The organism is Shewanella sp. 10N.7 (assembly GCF_020806285.1).
Classification (GTDB): Bacteria; Pseudomonadota; Gammaproteobacteria; order Enterobacterales; family Shewanellaceae; genus Shewanella; species Shewanella electrodiphila.
In genome coordinates this window covers 23,078-37,982 of the sequence record NZ_JAJGZS010000005.1, presented here as the reverse complement: position 1 = coordinate 37,982, position 14,905 = coordinate 23,078, and the positions used below count along the sequence as shown (strand labels likewise).

14 protein-coding genes are annotated in these 14,905 nt (G+C 40.0%); 5 read left to right on the top strand and 9 right to left on the bottom strand.

Annotated elements, in window-relative coordinates:
- Nucleotides 1–152 precede the first annotated feature (152 nt).
- On the top strand, nucleotides 153–1,127 hold the full coding sequence (locus LMH66_RS04595; RefSeq protein WP_102527401.1) for a GGDEF domain-containing protein: 975 nt from the start codon (nucleotides 153–155) through the stop codon (nucleotides 1,125–1,127).
- A 132-nt stretch (nucleotides 1,128–1,259) separates the two neighbouring features.
- Here LMH66_RS04595 and LMH66_RS04590 read toward each other — a convergent pair whose 3' ends face one another.
- From LMH66_RS04590 to LMH66_RS04580, 3 genes are all read right to left on the bottom strand, one after another.
- Nucleotides 1,260–2,009: a hypothetical protein gene (locus tag LMH66_RS04590; protein ID WP_229368728.1), complete on the bottom strand. Its 750-nt coding sequence runs from the start codon at nucleotides 2,007–2,009 to the stop codon at nucleotides 1,260–1,262.
- A 167-nt stretch (nucleotides 2,010–2,176) separates the two neighbouring features.
- Entirely contained in the window at nucleotides 2,177–4,891 is a 2,715-nt protein-coding gene (locus tag LMH66_RS04585) for a bifunctional acetate--CoA ligase family protein/GNAT family N-acetyltransferase (RefSeq protein ID WP_229368727.1), read from the bottom strand.
- Nucleotides 4,892–4,912: 21 nt separating this feature from the next.
- Nucleotides 4,913–5,710, bottom strand: a complete 798-nt coding sequence (locus tag LMH66_RS04580) for a LysR family transcriptional regulator (RefSeq protein ID WP_229368726.1) — start codon at nucleotides 5,708–5,710, stop codon at nucleotides 4,913–4,915.
- Between the two features lie 165 nt (nucleotides 5,711–5,875).
- On the opposite strand from LMH66_RS04580, the gene LMH66_RS04575 reads away from it, so the two are divergent.
- The gene (locus LMH66_RS04575; RefSeq protein WP_102527352.1) at nucleotides 5,876–6,358 is read left to right on the top strand and encodes a magnesium transporter; all 483 of its coding nucleotides are present in this window, start codon (nucleotides 5,876–5,878) and stop codon (nucleotides 6,356–6,358) included.
- Nucleotides 6,359–7,432, top strand: a complete 1,074-nt coding sequence (locus LMH66_RS04570) for an HlyD family secretion protein (protein WP_102527351.1) — start codon at nucleotides 6,359–6,361, stop codon at nucleotides 7,430–7,432.
- A 131-nt stretch (nucleotides 7,433–7,563) separates the two neighbouring features.
- Here the strand turns inward: LMH66_RS04570 and LMH66_RS04565 are convergent, their stop codons facing one another.
- The 5 genes from LMH66_RS04565 to LMH66_RS04545 all read right to left on the bottom strand — a co-directional run bounded on the left by LMH66_RS04565 (nucleotide 7,564) and on the right by LMH66_RS04545 (nucleotide 11,655).
- The gene (locus LMH66_RS04565; RefSeq protein WP_229368725.1) at nucleotides 7,564–8,253 is read right to left on the bottom strand and encodes a hypothetical protein; all 690 of its coding nucleotides are present in this window, start codon (nucleotides 8,251–8,253) and stop codon (nucleotides 7,564–7,566) included.
- A gap of 41 nt (nucleotides 8,254–8,294) precedes the next feature.
- Nucleotides 8,295–8,630, bottom strand: a complete 336-nt coding sequence (locus LMH66_RS04560) for a 5-carboxymethyl-2-hydroxymuconate Delta-isomerase (protein ID WP_229368724.1) — start codon at nucleotides 8,628–8,630, stop codon at nucleotides 8,295–8,297.
- Nucleotides 8,631–8,929: 299 nt separating this feature from the next.
- Nucleotides 8,930–9,535, bottom strand: coding sequence for a YgjV family protein (locus LMH66_RS04555; protein WP_324295156.1), 606 nt, complete (start codon nucleotides 9,533–9,535; stop codon nucleotides 8,930–8,932).
- A gap of 439 nt (nucleotides 9,536–9,974) precedes the next feature.
- Nucleotides 9,975–11,231, bottom strand: coding sequence for a Y-family DNA polymerase (locus LMH66_RS04550; RefSeq protein ID WP_229368722.1), 1,257 nt, complete (start codon nucleotides 11,229–11,231; stop codon nucleotides 9,975–9,977).
- Nucleotides 11,232–11,247: 16 nt separating this feature from the next.
- Nucleotides 11,248–11,655 carry a LexA family protein gene (locus tag LMH66_RS04545; protein ID WP_102527348.1) on the bottom strand — a complete coding sequence of 136 codons (408 nt, stop codon included), beginning with the start codon at nucleotides 11,653–11,655 and terminating at the stop codon, nucleotides 11,248–11,250.
- 370 nt (nucleotides 11,656–12,025) lie between these two features.
- Between LMH66_RS04545 and LMH66_RS04540 the strand changes: the two genes are divergently transcribed.
- Nucleotides 12,026–12,430, top strand: a complete 405-nt coding sequence (locus tag LMH66_RS04540; protein WP_229368721.1) for a hypothetical protein — start codon at nucleotides 12,026–12,028, stop codon at nucleotides 12,428–12,430.
- A gap of 295 nt (nucleotides 12,431–12,725) precedes the next feature.
- Here the strand turns inward: LMH66_RS04540 and LMH66_RS20555 are convergent, their stop codons facing one another.
- A complete protein-coding gene (locus LMH66_RS20555; protein WP_420709400.1) occupies nucleotides 12,726–12,875 on the bottom strand; it encodes a hypothetical protein in 150 nt (49 codons plus the stop codon).
- Nucleotides 12,876–12,887: 12 nt separating this feature from the next.
- Between LMH66_RS20555 and LMH66_RS04535 the strand changes: the two genes are divergently transcribed.
- Nucleotides 12,888–14,810: a DUF1566 domain-containing protein gene (locus LMH66_RS04535; protein ID WP_229368720.1), complete on the top strand. Its 1,923-nt coding sequence runs from the start codon at nucleotides 12,888–12,890 to the stop codon at nucleotides 14,808–14,810.
- The last annotated feature ends 95 nt before the right edge of the window (nucleotides 14,811–14,905 follow it).

Below are 14,905 nucleotides of genomic sequence, written 5' to 3'. Positions count from 1 at the left end.
AATACACTGGTGAAGTATACTTTTTATGCGTATTGCTAAAGCGACTTGTAGGTCACTAGTGCAGATTGACTGTTTCGAAATATGATTATCACATTGATGAATAGGATGTTCTCTTGAATACTAATCTTGAAAATTCTGCACAAATATTACGTATGGCTGTGCCGCAAATGTCAGCGTTAAACATTCCTGTCACGCCTGAAAATTATGCCATTTGGTATCAATACTATTCAGAAACCAATTTGAGTTTAAAGCGTGCGATTGATGGTCTTCTTGCTAATGAGGTTGAATTTACCCCTTCAGTCAATCAAGGTTTATACAATAACTTCATACAAGAGCAATCGCCTGAAGTGATTGAGAATGTCCAGATTGAAACCCAACTACTCATTAATAGCTTAGTGAATCGAATTAATCAGTTTGCTTCTGGTACCGATGATTTCTCAAGTAATCTCTCACATTTTAATCAAGAGCTTCAAACAGAGCTTAACCCTCAAACACTGAATGAACTAGTCGTTAATATTAGCTCAGAGATAGAGCAGGTCATCTCTAATAACCAATCAATGAAAGCCGATATTGAAACTTTAGGGGACGAGTTGAGCCAACTTAAAGAAGAGATGGATAACCTCAGTAAAGTGGCTATGACCGATGAGCTCACCTCCTTAAATAATCGCCGCGCCTATGAAATATTTTCAACGGAACAAGTCAGCTTATTCACTCAAAACCAAATACCTTGCAGTTTACTGATGGTTGATATTGATCATTTCAAAGCATTTAATGATACCCACGGTCACTTAGTGGGTGATAAGGTTTTATCATTTGTCGGTTTTGCATTAAAACAGTCAGTGAAAGGCAATGACTTTGTCGCGCGTTATGGTGGTGAAGAGTTTGTTGTTCTTTTACCTAACACAGAATTTAAAGATGCATTTACTGTTGCTGAAGGTATAAGAGAGCGTATTGCCGCGCGGCAACTAACGATTGGCAAAGAAAACAAACAGCAACTAGGTAATATTACCGTGTCGATTGGACTTGCCAATATTCAACCAGGGGATGATTCTGAAACCTTATTAAAACGCGCAGACGATATGTTGTATCAAGCAAAATCATCTGGCAGAAACTGTGTGAAAGGCTAATAATCTAAGCGTCCAAACTAGTATGAATGTTATGACTGTCATCATTTACGCTTATCTAATTTTTACTACTGTCTAACACTGACGGCCAATAAGTACAATTGTAGTTATTGGCACTTAATGTCGACAGTTTAGTTAAACTGCAAATACATTAATTAACTCAATCCAATCTTTTTCTAATTGACTAAATGTTTTCCCCGTTAAGGTGTGTGGCTCGCCACCTTGGTATAATTTTAAATAAATATCTAACCCGTAACGCTCAATGATAAATTGCGTAAATGCACCTTCTTGCAGATATGCGAGCTTCCTAGCGGTTCCAGTTTTTGCTGAATGCCTAATATCTTCTGCTTCAGTCAGTGAAATCAAACTCCCATATTTTGCTGATTGCTCTGCAACAGCCCTATATAAGTCAGTGCCAAAATCTGGATATTCTGGTGTTCCACCAAAGCGATGCTGTAAAAACACGGCAAGGCCGTCATCATAAAAACGATCTTCATATCCAATTTTCTTTTGTTTTCTAAATGCACTAACGGCATAAACGTGAGTCAATTCATGGATAATAGCCATCCCAGAGTGTTCAGACTGGCTACCTGAAAAAGCAGCTAGGACTCTTTTTTCGGGGATATGTATTGTGTTCCAATCTTGGTAAGGCGTGCATCTTTTTTTGGAAACATAAATAATGAGATGTTCGTTAATCGGAGTTCCAACATAGACCGAAGACTGCTGTAAATAAGATAGAACGACTTCTCTATTTTTATCAACACGGTTTGCTAACTGCTTTACGGTGTTAATAGAAATGTTTTTATCGTATTCAATGGTGAAGTTTTCAGTTTGATAGCTTTCTGCGTTAACAATCAATGAAACTGTACATAGCAAGCCAATCATGCATTTTCTAATCATAGTACTGTCAAATTCCGTTTTGATTTAAATTCGTTATATCCTTGCCCAAACTGAACAGAAATCCATGCTATTAGCTCCCTGTTCAGCCGTTTAGAATCTGTTGAGTCACTCTTAACTCAATCATGTTTAAGCATTTATTATCACAGGGTCATTTACTCTTGGTTTGATGTAGATGAAGTAGGCATGTCCATGTGCATTTTGATCAAATGCTCCTCCATATCAAATGAGACTGCAAAACCAAGATTCTTTGCAAGATTTGCCATGCTGCGGTTTTCAAACATGGTGAAGCCTGCAAGTACCGGAGTATCGGTAGTTTTATAGTAATCGACTAACTTTTCTAGCAATAATTTGCCTAGGCCAATCCCTTGGTAATCTCCACGTACAGCCATGGCAAATTCAGCTTCGGTATTATCAGGATCAGTTGATGCCCTAACAGCGCCAAGGGTGATTGATTCACCATTATCGTCCTCTGCGGTAGCGATGAATGCCATTTCGCGGGCGTAATCAATTTGGGTTAATACTGCCATTTCTTCATGGGTCATACGAGAGCGCACACCAAAATAGCGCTTGTATCTGTCTTCATCACTAAGTGAATTATCAAAGGCTAAATGCTTAGGTTCGTCTTCTGGTAAAATGGGTCTAAGCATGACTTTTAAGCCATTTTTCAAGACGGCTGTTTGTTCTAACTCTTTTGGATAAGGCATGATGGCCAAGCGCGTTTTAGGGTCGATATCGGCTTGGTTCAATTTCATATTCACATCAAGCAAAGTGATCGTCTTGCCCGCTGCCAGAACGGGATTTAAATCCAATGATGCAATTTCGGGGCAATCAATTATAAGATGCGATATTTGCGTCAGCATGACACACAAGGCATTCATGTCTAAACCTAAAGGCAAATGTCTGTCTCTAAGCTTATTCGCTTTTAGAGCTTGAATGACCATGTATCGTGCTAGTGTCATGTTCAAAGGTGGTAGGGCAACTGACGCATCACGGGTAGGATCCCACTCAGAACCTCCTTCACCCAAACAAATAGCTGGACCAAACACAGGGTCATTAATAACAGAAACCCGTACTTCCTGCGCTCCTGCTGTTAAGGCCATTTTTTGCACTATCATGCCGTCAATCTTGGCATCTGGATTAATCTCTTTAACGCGACTTATTATTGAATGCGCCGCTTGTCGGACTTCATCATCGTTGATTAGATTAAGCATGACGCCATGAGCATCTGACTTATACATTAAATCTGGTGACTGTACTTTAAGCGCAACAGGATATCCAAGTTCGTTGGCAAGCTTAATGGCTTCATCTGCAGTTTTAGCAAAACAAGTTTGAATGGTATTCAGGCCATAAGCTTTTAAAATGTCGCTGGTTTCATGGGTTTCTAAAATGAAACGTTGCTCATTTTGCGCCTTTTGCAGCAGCTTTCTCGCACTGTTTGCATCAGCAGGGATATTATCAGGAATAGATTGCGGTACTTCTTGAAGCAACCTTTGGTTACGTCGATATTCAACCATGTGCATGAAGGCTTTCACTGCGCCTTCCGGCGTTCGATAAGTTGGGATCACCGCTTTATTAAACAGTTTTCTTGCCTGGTAAGCTGAGTTTTCACCGCTCCAGTTGGTTAAGATATTCAGTCGATTTCGATTAGGGTGAGCTTTAATTGCAGCAATTAAACTATTGGCAATTTCGTCACTTTCTTCTAATGCTGAAGGGGAATGCAATACTAAGATGGCATCCATTTCCTGGCTGTCCATCAAGATATTTAATGCCTTGGTATATCGTTCGCTATTGGCATCACCGACAATATCGATTGGGTTTTGGCCAGACCATGTTGTTGGCAAGATTTCATTGAGTTTATTAATGGTGTCTTCTGATAGTTGAGCTAATTTACCGCCTTTTATTATGAGCTCATCAGCAGCGAGTACCGCAGGGCCGCCGCCATTACTTATAATGGCAACACGTTCACCTTTAAGGGGGGTTGAATGGGCTAAACTTTCAACTGCAGCAAACAGCTCTATTAAATCATTAACACGTAGCATACCAGCACGTTTAAATGCCGCTTCATAAACCGCATCATTTCCGCCTTTACCACCAGTATGTAGCATGGCGGCTGCGATACCTTCTTGGCTACGGCCTGACTTAATCACAAAGATGGGTTTATTACGCGCTGCTGCTCGGGCTGCGGACAGGAAATGGCGTTTTTCATTGATAGAATCGATATAAAGCATAATGGCGCTGGTGCTGCTATCTCTACCGAGATAATCCAGCAACTCATCAAAATCAATATCTGATGCATCCCCTAGGGATATAAATGATGAAAAGCCAATGTCTTTATTATTGGCCCAATCGAGCACCGTAGTACAAATTGCTGCGGATTGAGACACAAATGCGATTTTGCCTTTCTTGGCACTGCTATGGGCTAAGCTCGCATTAAGACCAATAGGTGGAATTATCATACCTAGGCTGTTTGAGCCTAAAATACGCATGCCAAAACGTTTAGCGTGCTGCTGAGTCAAACTGAGTAAACTCACGCCATTGTCATCATATTCATTGGCCATGCCCGATGCCATGATAATGACTACCTTACAACCAAATTGCGCTAAGGTTTCCACAATACTGGGGACTCGACTTGCTCGAGTACAGATGATGGCTAAGTCAGGTTTAATGGGCAGAGATTCAATATTAGGGTAGGCCAATACGCCCATAACTGCGTCGTATTTAGGCGTCACCGGCATGATAGGGCCTGAAAATCCGCTACCCAGTAAGTTCTTCATTAATACGCGACCAGCGCGCTTTTCTTTATTTGATGCACCAATGACGGCAATAGACTTTGGTTTAAATAAAGCGTGAATACTTCTCTGACTCATAATGCCTCACTTTCGAGTGGACTAACTATTAGCGATAGATTGCAACATGACTTTTTGACATAACTCAGATAACCATGAAATTTTTGCTTCATGACGACGCGCAGCACTGCAAATGACAGCTAAGTCGACAGCAATCGCTTTATGGCTATCATCTGACTCTAGCTTAAATTGATAAGAGTAATTATCGGCAAGTAATTGGCGTTGCACACTATAATTATCAACAATAATGGTTGGGTTGAGTTTCACGTCTATGGCGCGATACAGCTCAACATACTCATTTAGGTCTTCAATAATCAGCTTAATAAACTCGCCATTTTTATTGCCCACTAATGAGCCATAACCTGAAGCAATTTTCTTCTGGTATAGCTGTTGTGGTCGCTCTCTTAAGGTTTGTATTCCAATATCAATTGAGCCATCAATTAAGCCGTCATTACTTGTTTTACGCCATTGTCTTAACTCAATTACTGCAGAGGTCTCTGCTCTAATTGCATCAATGAGATCTTTTCCCATCATGACCATTAGTGGTTCGCCTAAATGAACCGTAATATATTGCAGGTTTTTAGGATCAAAATACTCAGGTTCTAAAGCCAGGTTGATTTGTTCTATAGAACTTTGTATTTTAGGGGCAATCTTGTCAGCGTAGCTGGTTGGCTGAAGACCATTTGCGGTGCGTATGAATAAGGGATCGCTTAATTCTTCACGTAATTGCGCCAACACTTTTGACACAAAAGATTGTGATCTTCCGAGTTGTTTAGCCGCTCTTTGTGTTGAGCCTGCTCTATATAGGGTAATGAACACATTAAGTGCATTAAGATCCATAATATACCGATAATTTAGAACACGTTAACTTCATATTACACCATCTATTCCACAAACACATTATCGAACAAAGTAAATAAGCCATTTGGAATATCGGTTATTCCATTTTTACATTTAAATATTGTTAATATACATTTGTCCAAATCTTTGCTTTATGGAGAATACATGTCAAAAGCGCTAGAAAATGCATCTACAGCATCAACTAAACAGCACATTGTGTTTAGGTTATTAAAGAAGAGTCTCACTGTTATTGCTGCTTTTTCAGCTTTAGGTCTTTTGAGCTATTTATTTTCATTGTTGACCAAGATCCACGGTAAATCATTACCTGAAAGTTATTTTGCCAATGGTTATCCATCTATCTTAGGATTGCTCGATTCTGAGCTATTCATGGGTTTTGTGTTTGTGGTCACCATTGGCATTATTTGTTATACGCTGCTGCTATTTTGGCGCCTGCATGAAGTTGCTGTTCATAAGGCTGAGGCCATGTCGAGTGCACATACACAAATTGTGTTTGCCTTATCATTATGTGGCTTATTCATCGATAAAACCTGGTGGGTTTTAGCCATCATTATTGCTTTCGGTCGCTGGGATGTATTAGCTAACAGACTTTCTAGCATCATTAGTAACGGCTTAAAAGGAGACAAGTAAATGAAAGAGATTATGCTCCCATATGTACTCATTATATGGCTCCTAGTAAAACTTGGTGTTATCAAATGGAACCTTGCTAATGCGGTTCGTTCTGTTGGTTTAGGTATTTTTATCGCATTTATGCTTTTTACCGCACACCGTTTTTGGTCTCCAGCTGATTTAACCGATAGTTCAACGATTAAAGCACCTCACGCGGTGTTAAGTCCTTTATTTGGTCAAGAGATTGAAGAAATCTATGTGACCCATAACCAACAGGTAAAAAAAGGCGATTTAATCTATAAACTGGTATCAGTAGACAGCGAACAAGAAATAGATTCTCTTGAAGCGCAAAAAGCGGCAGAGCTTGCTAAAAAAGAAGCATTAAAACTTAAAATGCATTCGTTAACGGTAACGTTAAATAATGATAAGCGTAATTTTGAGCGTGTTATCAATTTAGGTGAACATGCCAGTGAAATGACCCGTGACGATCTTGACGCTAAAATCGAATCTACAGTGGCTGAAATCGCTTCTGTCAAAGCTGAGCTTGAAACCCATCGCGCGCAGTTACGTTCGTTCGATGCGCAGATTAGTTCTGCTAAATGGAATGACGATCGCCGTGAGATCAGAGCGCAATTTGATGGTCAGTTATCAATAACCAATGTTGCAGTCGGAAGTCGTATTGGTAACATGCATCTTTATGATACTTCTAAAAAGTTTTTAGAAATGCGTATTGCTGATCAAACTTATCGCTATATTAAACCTGGTCAATTTGCAGAGTTTTATGTTGATGCATTTCCTGGTGAGATTTTTCGTGGACGTGTTCACAGTGTCACTACGGGGACGGGCGAGTCGTTAATCAGCCCAATGGCAGGAACCCAACATGTTAGACAGCACGTGGGTAACAACAACAGCAGTCACGGCCGTACAGTGATTATCGAGTTTGAAGAGCCGGAAGGTTATATCATACCAATTGGTGCTACTGGTTCAGGCTGGATCTCGGCGGATAAACCAGCTGACTTTTTAGGGTTTATGGATATTATTGGTGGCGCAACCATCAGGCTTAAGGCATTAAAAGCCTATCTTAATGCTCTATAAGTTGGGTTTAAGTGCGATTTATAAGTGCTTGCACCTAGTCTAGTTATAAGCTCAGCTTAATTAGTGTTTGCAACATGTTATTTTTAAAGGGAGCTTCGGCTCCCTTTTTTATTCACTCGCATCTTATTTGATCAAATCCTTACGCCACTAGCAAAGCTGCAACCAGGGAAAGACGTATATTGGTTTAAAGGCTTAAATTCGATAATGCTAACTTCACTGATTTTATCGGTTTCAATTTTCTGCTCTATTTCAAAATAAAACCACCATTGCCTGTTTAAAGAGGTTAACTCTATATAAGGATAACTCCTCATTTTCCAGCTGCCTTTCAGATGATCTGAGTGTGTGACTGCTTTACTGGAGTATGATAATTCATAAGTATTATCTTCGTTAAGCTCCAGAGCCACTAACGTATCGCAATTTCTGCTTTGGTATTTGCTAGCCAGATCTCGTGTGGTGACTTTATCTTTAGGCTTTACGCCATCAGGCAGCAAAAATAAACCCACATTATCTTTGCTATACCAGTGATTTCCAGACTTTAGCATTTCAACGTTAGGAATTACCCAGCCATTATCAGACAGGGAACCAATAAGTCCTTGAAGGTGAGTTTCATCCTTTATAAAGGGGGAATATAAGATGGTTGATTGATTTACCGTATCAGGGAAAGCGTGGGTATTGGTTGTCACTTTATAGTTAGCTTGTTCCAGCGTCGTGGTGACTTTCTCAATGTCAGCCTCTGATAAATAGCGCGTATATAAATGTACTTCAGTAGCTGAACAGCCAGCAAGCATCACAGTCACGATGACGAGTTTCCATATTTTCACTTCATTGTATCCTTACAAATTAGTTTATGTCGTTATTTTGTCTACACAACGACTTTGGCGTAGCTTTCTCTGTCTATATCATCAACTTCTACCGAAATAGAGCAATCCTTTATTGATAAGGTCTTCAATTGCGCGAGTACTAATTGAGTGAGTTTTGATTTTTGCTCAACATCACGTCCAGAAAGGATCTTTAAGGTAACGTGGATAAAATTGATATCAACTGCACCGGTTTGGTAATGTGAATAAGCGATGGCTCTTACCTTAATATCACTGCCTTCTGGGTCAAATAAGTTTGAAGTTAACGCACCTCGGTGAACTAACGGTACGAGCAGATTTCCATCAATTTCTGTCGAGTGCTCAATAATACAATGTGGCATTTATAACTCCTGTGTCCTTGTTAAAGTCGTGCATGAAATTGTTTTCTATGCTCCATTAAGCTTTTGATCTAACTTAATTGATCATCACTCTGGTTGCTTAACTCTGGCTGATTACAATACGCATTAATTAGCTGCTTTAAAAGTAGCGATATGATTTTAAAGATAAGAGTTGGAGATAGGGGAATGCTGGGCTTTTGTACTGAGTTTAAGTAATTGAGCTTAAGTATCGAATTTATGTATCGAGCTGTAATGGTGGATGTCTTCGTGAGTTAAGCATTTACACTCAATTCACTTTCTATCTATTTTACCAGCTCAACACAGTCATTATTCGCTTCGATACTATTCATTCCGATGCTATTCGCTTCGATATAGGATTTGCTTTGTAAATACTGCTGAATCAGGCCTTGAGATAAAATAATCATCGTCATTACTTGATAGAGTATTCCTGACCATGACATCAAATATATTGATAGCATAAGATTCAGTGCGTTACTGGCTATCATAGCGAGTCTTAACTGGCTACCTGCAAAGTAGAATAGGCTAACACTCATGACTACAGCAGCCATGACAGCACACCATTCACTCCAATGTTCAGCCCACATAAAACCCTGTAGTATCGCAACACCGCTAAAAAGCATAGTCAGGAATAAAGGGGATAAGTTAATTGAATCATCTTTATTGAGGCTTTGACAGCAACGAAAGCGGATAACATTAACCAGTTGATTCGCCATGCCTAAAAAACTGCCTAATAGACCTAAATGAACAGCAGTAAGTATTGCAGCAACCATATTGCCATGAATAAATTTGCAGTCTTTCTGTTGGCTATTTGCCCACCAACCTATAGCCATTGACACAAATCCAATTGCTTGGATAAAAAATAACTGATTTAAAGCAAACTCAGGCACGCACAGTAATCCGATAAAAATTTGAAGGTGCGTATTGTCTATATTTTCGCCGCTAAAACAATGATCCAGTCGAGGTTTATTCAATTATGCTGATATTAGCTTGTAAAAGCCCATATGTGTGTAATTCACGTTGCTATGTCGTTATATTTTTGTGTTGTTTAGGCGCTGTTTTTGTTGCTGCGCACAAGTTGTTTAGCGGTATAAAATGGGCAATATAAGGTCAATACACTGCTTATTGAGTGGCAGCTTATGAGTCACGTTGATTAAGTGACTGTTGATTAAGTGACTGTTGATTAAATGACTGTTGATTAAATGACTGTTGATTAAATGACTGTAGGTTGAATGATTGTAGATTGAATAGATGTGATTGAGCAATTGAAGCTCGAACAACTGCTGCTTGAGCTATTACAGCATTGAATAAATGCACAGGCGCTTTATTTTAACGGCAACTAACCTGAGGAATATCTTGCCAGCTGGTGGTGTATTGCGGTGTCAGTAAGTCGCGGCGCATATGCCATTTTCCGCCAATACCTTGTGCAGCCACAAAGACGGAGTCAGTGCCATAACGTTGATTGAGCGTATCACAAACTTGCATTAATGCAGGATCTTTAGGCGGCGTGAACAAATCACCTTGTAAATGTTGTACAGGACATAAGTCCACCAGCCCGACGCCGATTTTATAATAACGGGTAGAGGGGTTAAACAGTTGGCTTCCAATGCTTGTTGCATGACTGATGAGTTCACAACTGTCGTTGGTAGGCGTCGCGCAGCGGTAGTGATACTTAAAACCGCTAGGCTGTTCATCATAGGGGGAATTTCTGGCAAAAATGAGTAAGCTACTTGCTGCAGAACCTTGTTTGCGTGCTTTCGCTGCCGCAATCCCAGCATGCTTACTTAAGGCTTGTAGTAATGCCTCTTTGTCTGTGATGCGTTCACCGACACTGCGAGTCGAAAAAATTTGCTGCTTATCTGCTCGAGCACTGTCCCAGCCCTTACATTCTTCGCCATTCAATTCACGTACCGTGCGCTCTATTTCAATGCTAAAGCTTTTTCGTGCAAGCCCTGGCTGGAGTTTAGAAAGGGCAAGTGCAGTTTGAATGCCCATTTGTTGTAACCTTTTGCCTATACGAGAACCAATTCCCCATACATCGGTGACCTTCATGCTAGCGAGAATATTTTGTCGTTGCTGAACTGAGTCAATATAACAAACGCCATTATAGCCACTCAGTTTTTTTGCCGCATGGTTTGCCACTTTTGCTAGGGTCAGGGTTTCACCGATACCGACACAAACAGGCAAGCGAGTTTCTTTCCATACTGCGCGGCGTATATCAACCGCATGGGTCAGCAAGCAAGGAATTGCAGGATAAGTTTGTTTAAATGATAAGAAGGATTCATCAATTGAATATATGTGTTGCTCTGGTGCGAAGCGGCCAATGACGTCCATCATCGCACTAGAGAGCGAACCATATAATTCATAGTTAGAGGAGAGCGCAATTACGCCAAGTTCGTGGCATAAGTCTTTTACTTCAAAGTAAGGGCCAAACTTACCAATGCCTAACGCTTTTGCTTGTCGGTTGGCGGCAACAATACAACCGTCATTATTGGATAACACAACAATAGGGCGACCGCGCCATTCAGGTCTGAAAACCTGTTCAGCGCTACAATAAAATGAATTGGCATCAACCAAGGCGTACATAAGTTAACCGCCCATTCTAATCATTAACTAATAAAGGACTTTGGCGATGGCAACGAATTGAACGGATCACCACGCCCTCAACACTAAAATTGTCGTGCTCTTGGATTAACACGCTATTGTGATGGTCATTGGCCGACAACAGTAATCGGCGCTTGGTATCAATCAGCTTACAGACGAAGTTGCCGTTGTAATTAGCCACGATTACATCATGGTTTTCAACGTTGACGTGACGATCGACAATCAGAATATCTTTATCAAATATGCCTATCTTTTCCATTGAGTCACCACTGGCTTGACCAATGAAGGTGGCACTCGGGTGCTCAATTAACAGTTCATCTAAACTGAGTGGTAGTTGTCGATATTCTGCTGCAGGGGACTCAAACCCGGTGATCCCAGCGCTGGCTAAAATAGGAATAACGTTCATAAATTTCACATCTAAAAGTAACTGTATATTTATACAGTATTATAGTCCTCCCCGTAAAATTGGCAATAATTTCCGTTTATTTGTATTCGATTTGAACAATCTGTTGGTTATTTATTCAAAGATAGCGTTGAGGCTTCTTAAAAAGAACCATCATGAATTGAATAAGTTAATTGGTTGTTCAGCTTAGGTTTAACAAAAGTAGGTAAAATAGCTATCAAGTTAGCTAATTCAGTAAAGCGGTATGTAATGTAAAAGATCTTTGGAACTAACTGGCGCAAAAAGGTAACTAATAAATGATGAAAGTCGTTACCTTAGTACAAGTTAACTACATCACTGGCTTACTCGCATCGACGTAAAAGGTATATTAAATATGAAAAAATTAATCATGGTCGCAATGTTTGCTTTCTTTTCTGTGGCAGCAAATGCCAGCTATTCAACGCAGCAGTCAGTTGTAATCCAAATCGATCAAGCTAGGGCGAACATAGAATCAGCCGTGAGCTGTTCTATCATTTATTCCCATACACCAATGGCGACTGAAGCGGATTATTACAAAGGCATGGTTTACGAGAATTACTCAAACCTTGTTGAGCAATTAGTATTAACAGGGCAATCAGAACAACAGGCGAGACAAACGGCAATGGAGCAAGTTGTTTCACAAGCACAACACATGGAAAAATTGTTAAATGATGAAAGAGCAGGTGGTAAGGCGCAATTCACTCAGTTGCTTAAGCAAACCGCAGTTCAAAACCAATGCGTGCATTATGCTAATCTGTAACGCTATCCATCAATAGAAACAAATCATAATATAGGCTTGCCGAAACAGGCATTTAGAAACAGGCATTTAGAAACAGGCATTTGGAAGCAATCACTTAAAAATAGCCGCTTATAAATAGATAGTTGAAATATACAGAACAATAAATCATCGTTATGTGCAAATAATAAGCACATAATGATGACCGGGCATTTAAATCTAAAGCCTCGTGAATATCTCGTGTTAGTAAATAGTTATACTCTCTATTTTACAAAAGCTTAGAATATATACTGCAACATTATGTTCTATGTTCTATGTTCTATTTTGTATTTTTAGGAGGTCCTGTTGGGGCTTCATTAGCCGTGATATAACCATCTTTATTTTTATCAAAATGATTAAATCGTTTTGTACCTGCTTGAAACTCTGATGCCGATACTTTTCCGTCGCCATTTTTATCAAACCGATTAATAAATTTATTGTTTTGGGAACTGTTTTTGATTGGGCATTTGGGGATTTAAATTCCGAGAATGATCGCATCATTGATGGTCAATATGCATCAACCACACTTTATGTCAGCAACACGATGTTTGGCGACCCAACCATGTTTGGTGTTAACTATGTTGACGGAAGAATTAAAGGCTACCCGACAGATACAAAAGAATATTATGTTCGCTGTGTTACAGGTAATACAGACTATGGTGTTAATCAATTTGTTGATAATAACAATAAAACAGTGAGTGATAATGCAACAGGCTTAATGTGGCAGCAAACCGACACTGACTCGAACAATTGGGATGATGCAGTACAACAGTGCCAAACAGCTACAACAGCAAGCCAAACTGATTGGCGTCTGCCTAATGCAAAAGAACTACAAAGTATTGTTGATTACACTGTTTCGCCAGATACCCACAACCAAGCAGCTATAAACAGCATATTTAATAGTACCTCGTTTGTGAATGAAGAAGGTGTTATTGATTGGGGCTACTACTGGGCGTCAACGACACACGTTGATAACGACGGTGACGGCAGTAATGCAGTCTACGTGTCATTTGGTCGAGCTTTAGGTTACATGCAAAGTACGATTTTAGATGTTCATGGCGCAGGCTCACAACGAAGTAACGATAAACTTGATGTTGCTAGTGAACCTGGCGCAACATCAGCACAAGGAACAGACGGGGTGTTTTATTATAAAGGGCCTCAGGGTGATATCTTACGGAGTAATAATAAAGTCCGTTGTGTTCGAGATATCGAATCCAATAGCACTGATACCCAGCAGTTCACTTTATTCTCACCGTTAAAATCTACCGAAACTTACCTTATAAATGAACTTGGTGAAACTGTTCATAGTTGGCAAAGTAATTACCGCCCTGGATTATCAGTCTACCTTTTAGAAGATGGCACGTTATTACGCACTGGTACTAGCGATAATATCGATCCTGTTTTTGCTGACATGGCGGGCGGAACAGGTGGGATTATCGAAATACTGGATTGGGACAGTAATCCAGCATGGAGTACTAGTCTGTCAACTGAACAATATTTAAGTCATCACGATGTAGAAGTGTTACCCAATGGCAATATCCTTGCCATAGTTTGGGAAGCAAAAACTGCAGAGGAAGCCCTAGCACTAGGGCGAACACAAGTCGCTGATGATTCACTATGGGCTGGTGCGGTATATGAAATCTGCCGTGCTAGTAGCAGTAATCCTTGTATTGATGGAGGTACAGTCTGGCGTTGGAGTGTTTGGGATCATATCGTGCAAAATGTTGATGAAGAAATTAGCGATTCTTTTGTTTCAGACATAGCGGCGCACAGTGACAAAATTAACCTTAATTACTTTAATGGTGTCGGCTCTTCAGACTGGACCCATATTAATTCGGTAGATTACAACGTGGATACAGATCAGATTTTGTTAAGCGTGCATAACTTTAATGAGTACTGGATTATAAACCATCAAGATTCAACTCAAGGAATCGTTTCACGTATCGGTAATCCTGCTGCATATGAGAGTACAGGTGAACAAACATTGTTTGTACAGCATGACGCACAATGGATTGATGAAGGGCTTGCTGGGGCAGGCAATATCTTAGTCTTCAATAATGGGACTAACAGACCCGAAGGCGATTATTCATCAGTCGATGAGTTTTGTTCAGCAGAAAATGATTGTACTGAAAGTGAAATGCTCAGCAGTTATAGCGAAGGTGTGACTGGTGAGTTTTATGCATCGCGAATTTCAGGTGCACAAAGATTAACCAATGGTAATACGCTCGTGTGTGAAGGGACAGAAGGCCGTTTATTTGAGTACGACAAAAACTTCAATATTACGTGGGAATATAACGTAGGTTCAGAAGTGTTCAGAGCAGTAAGGTATGAATCAAGCTATGAAGGCTTAAGTCAATTAAACTAATTACACTGTCAATGACGCTTGTAATTTGCTCTTTATAAAAGCTCTTGTAGCAGATAGCATGCAAAGAAGTAGAGCGTCATTTGAATAACATAAGC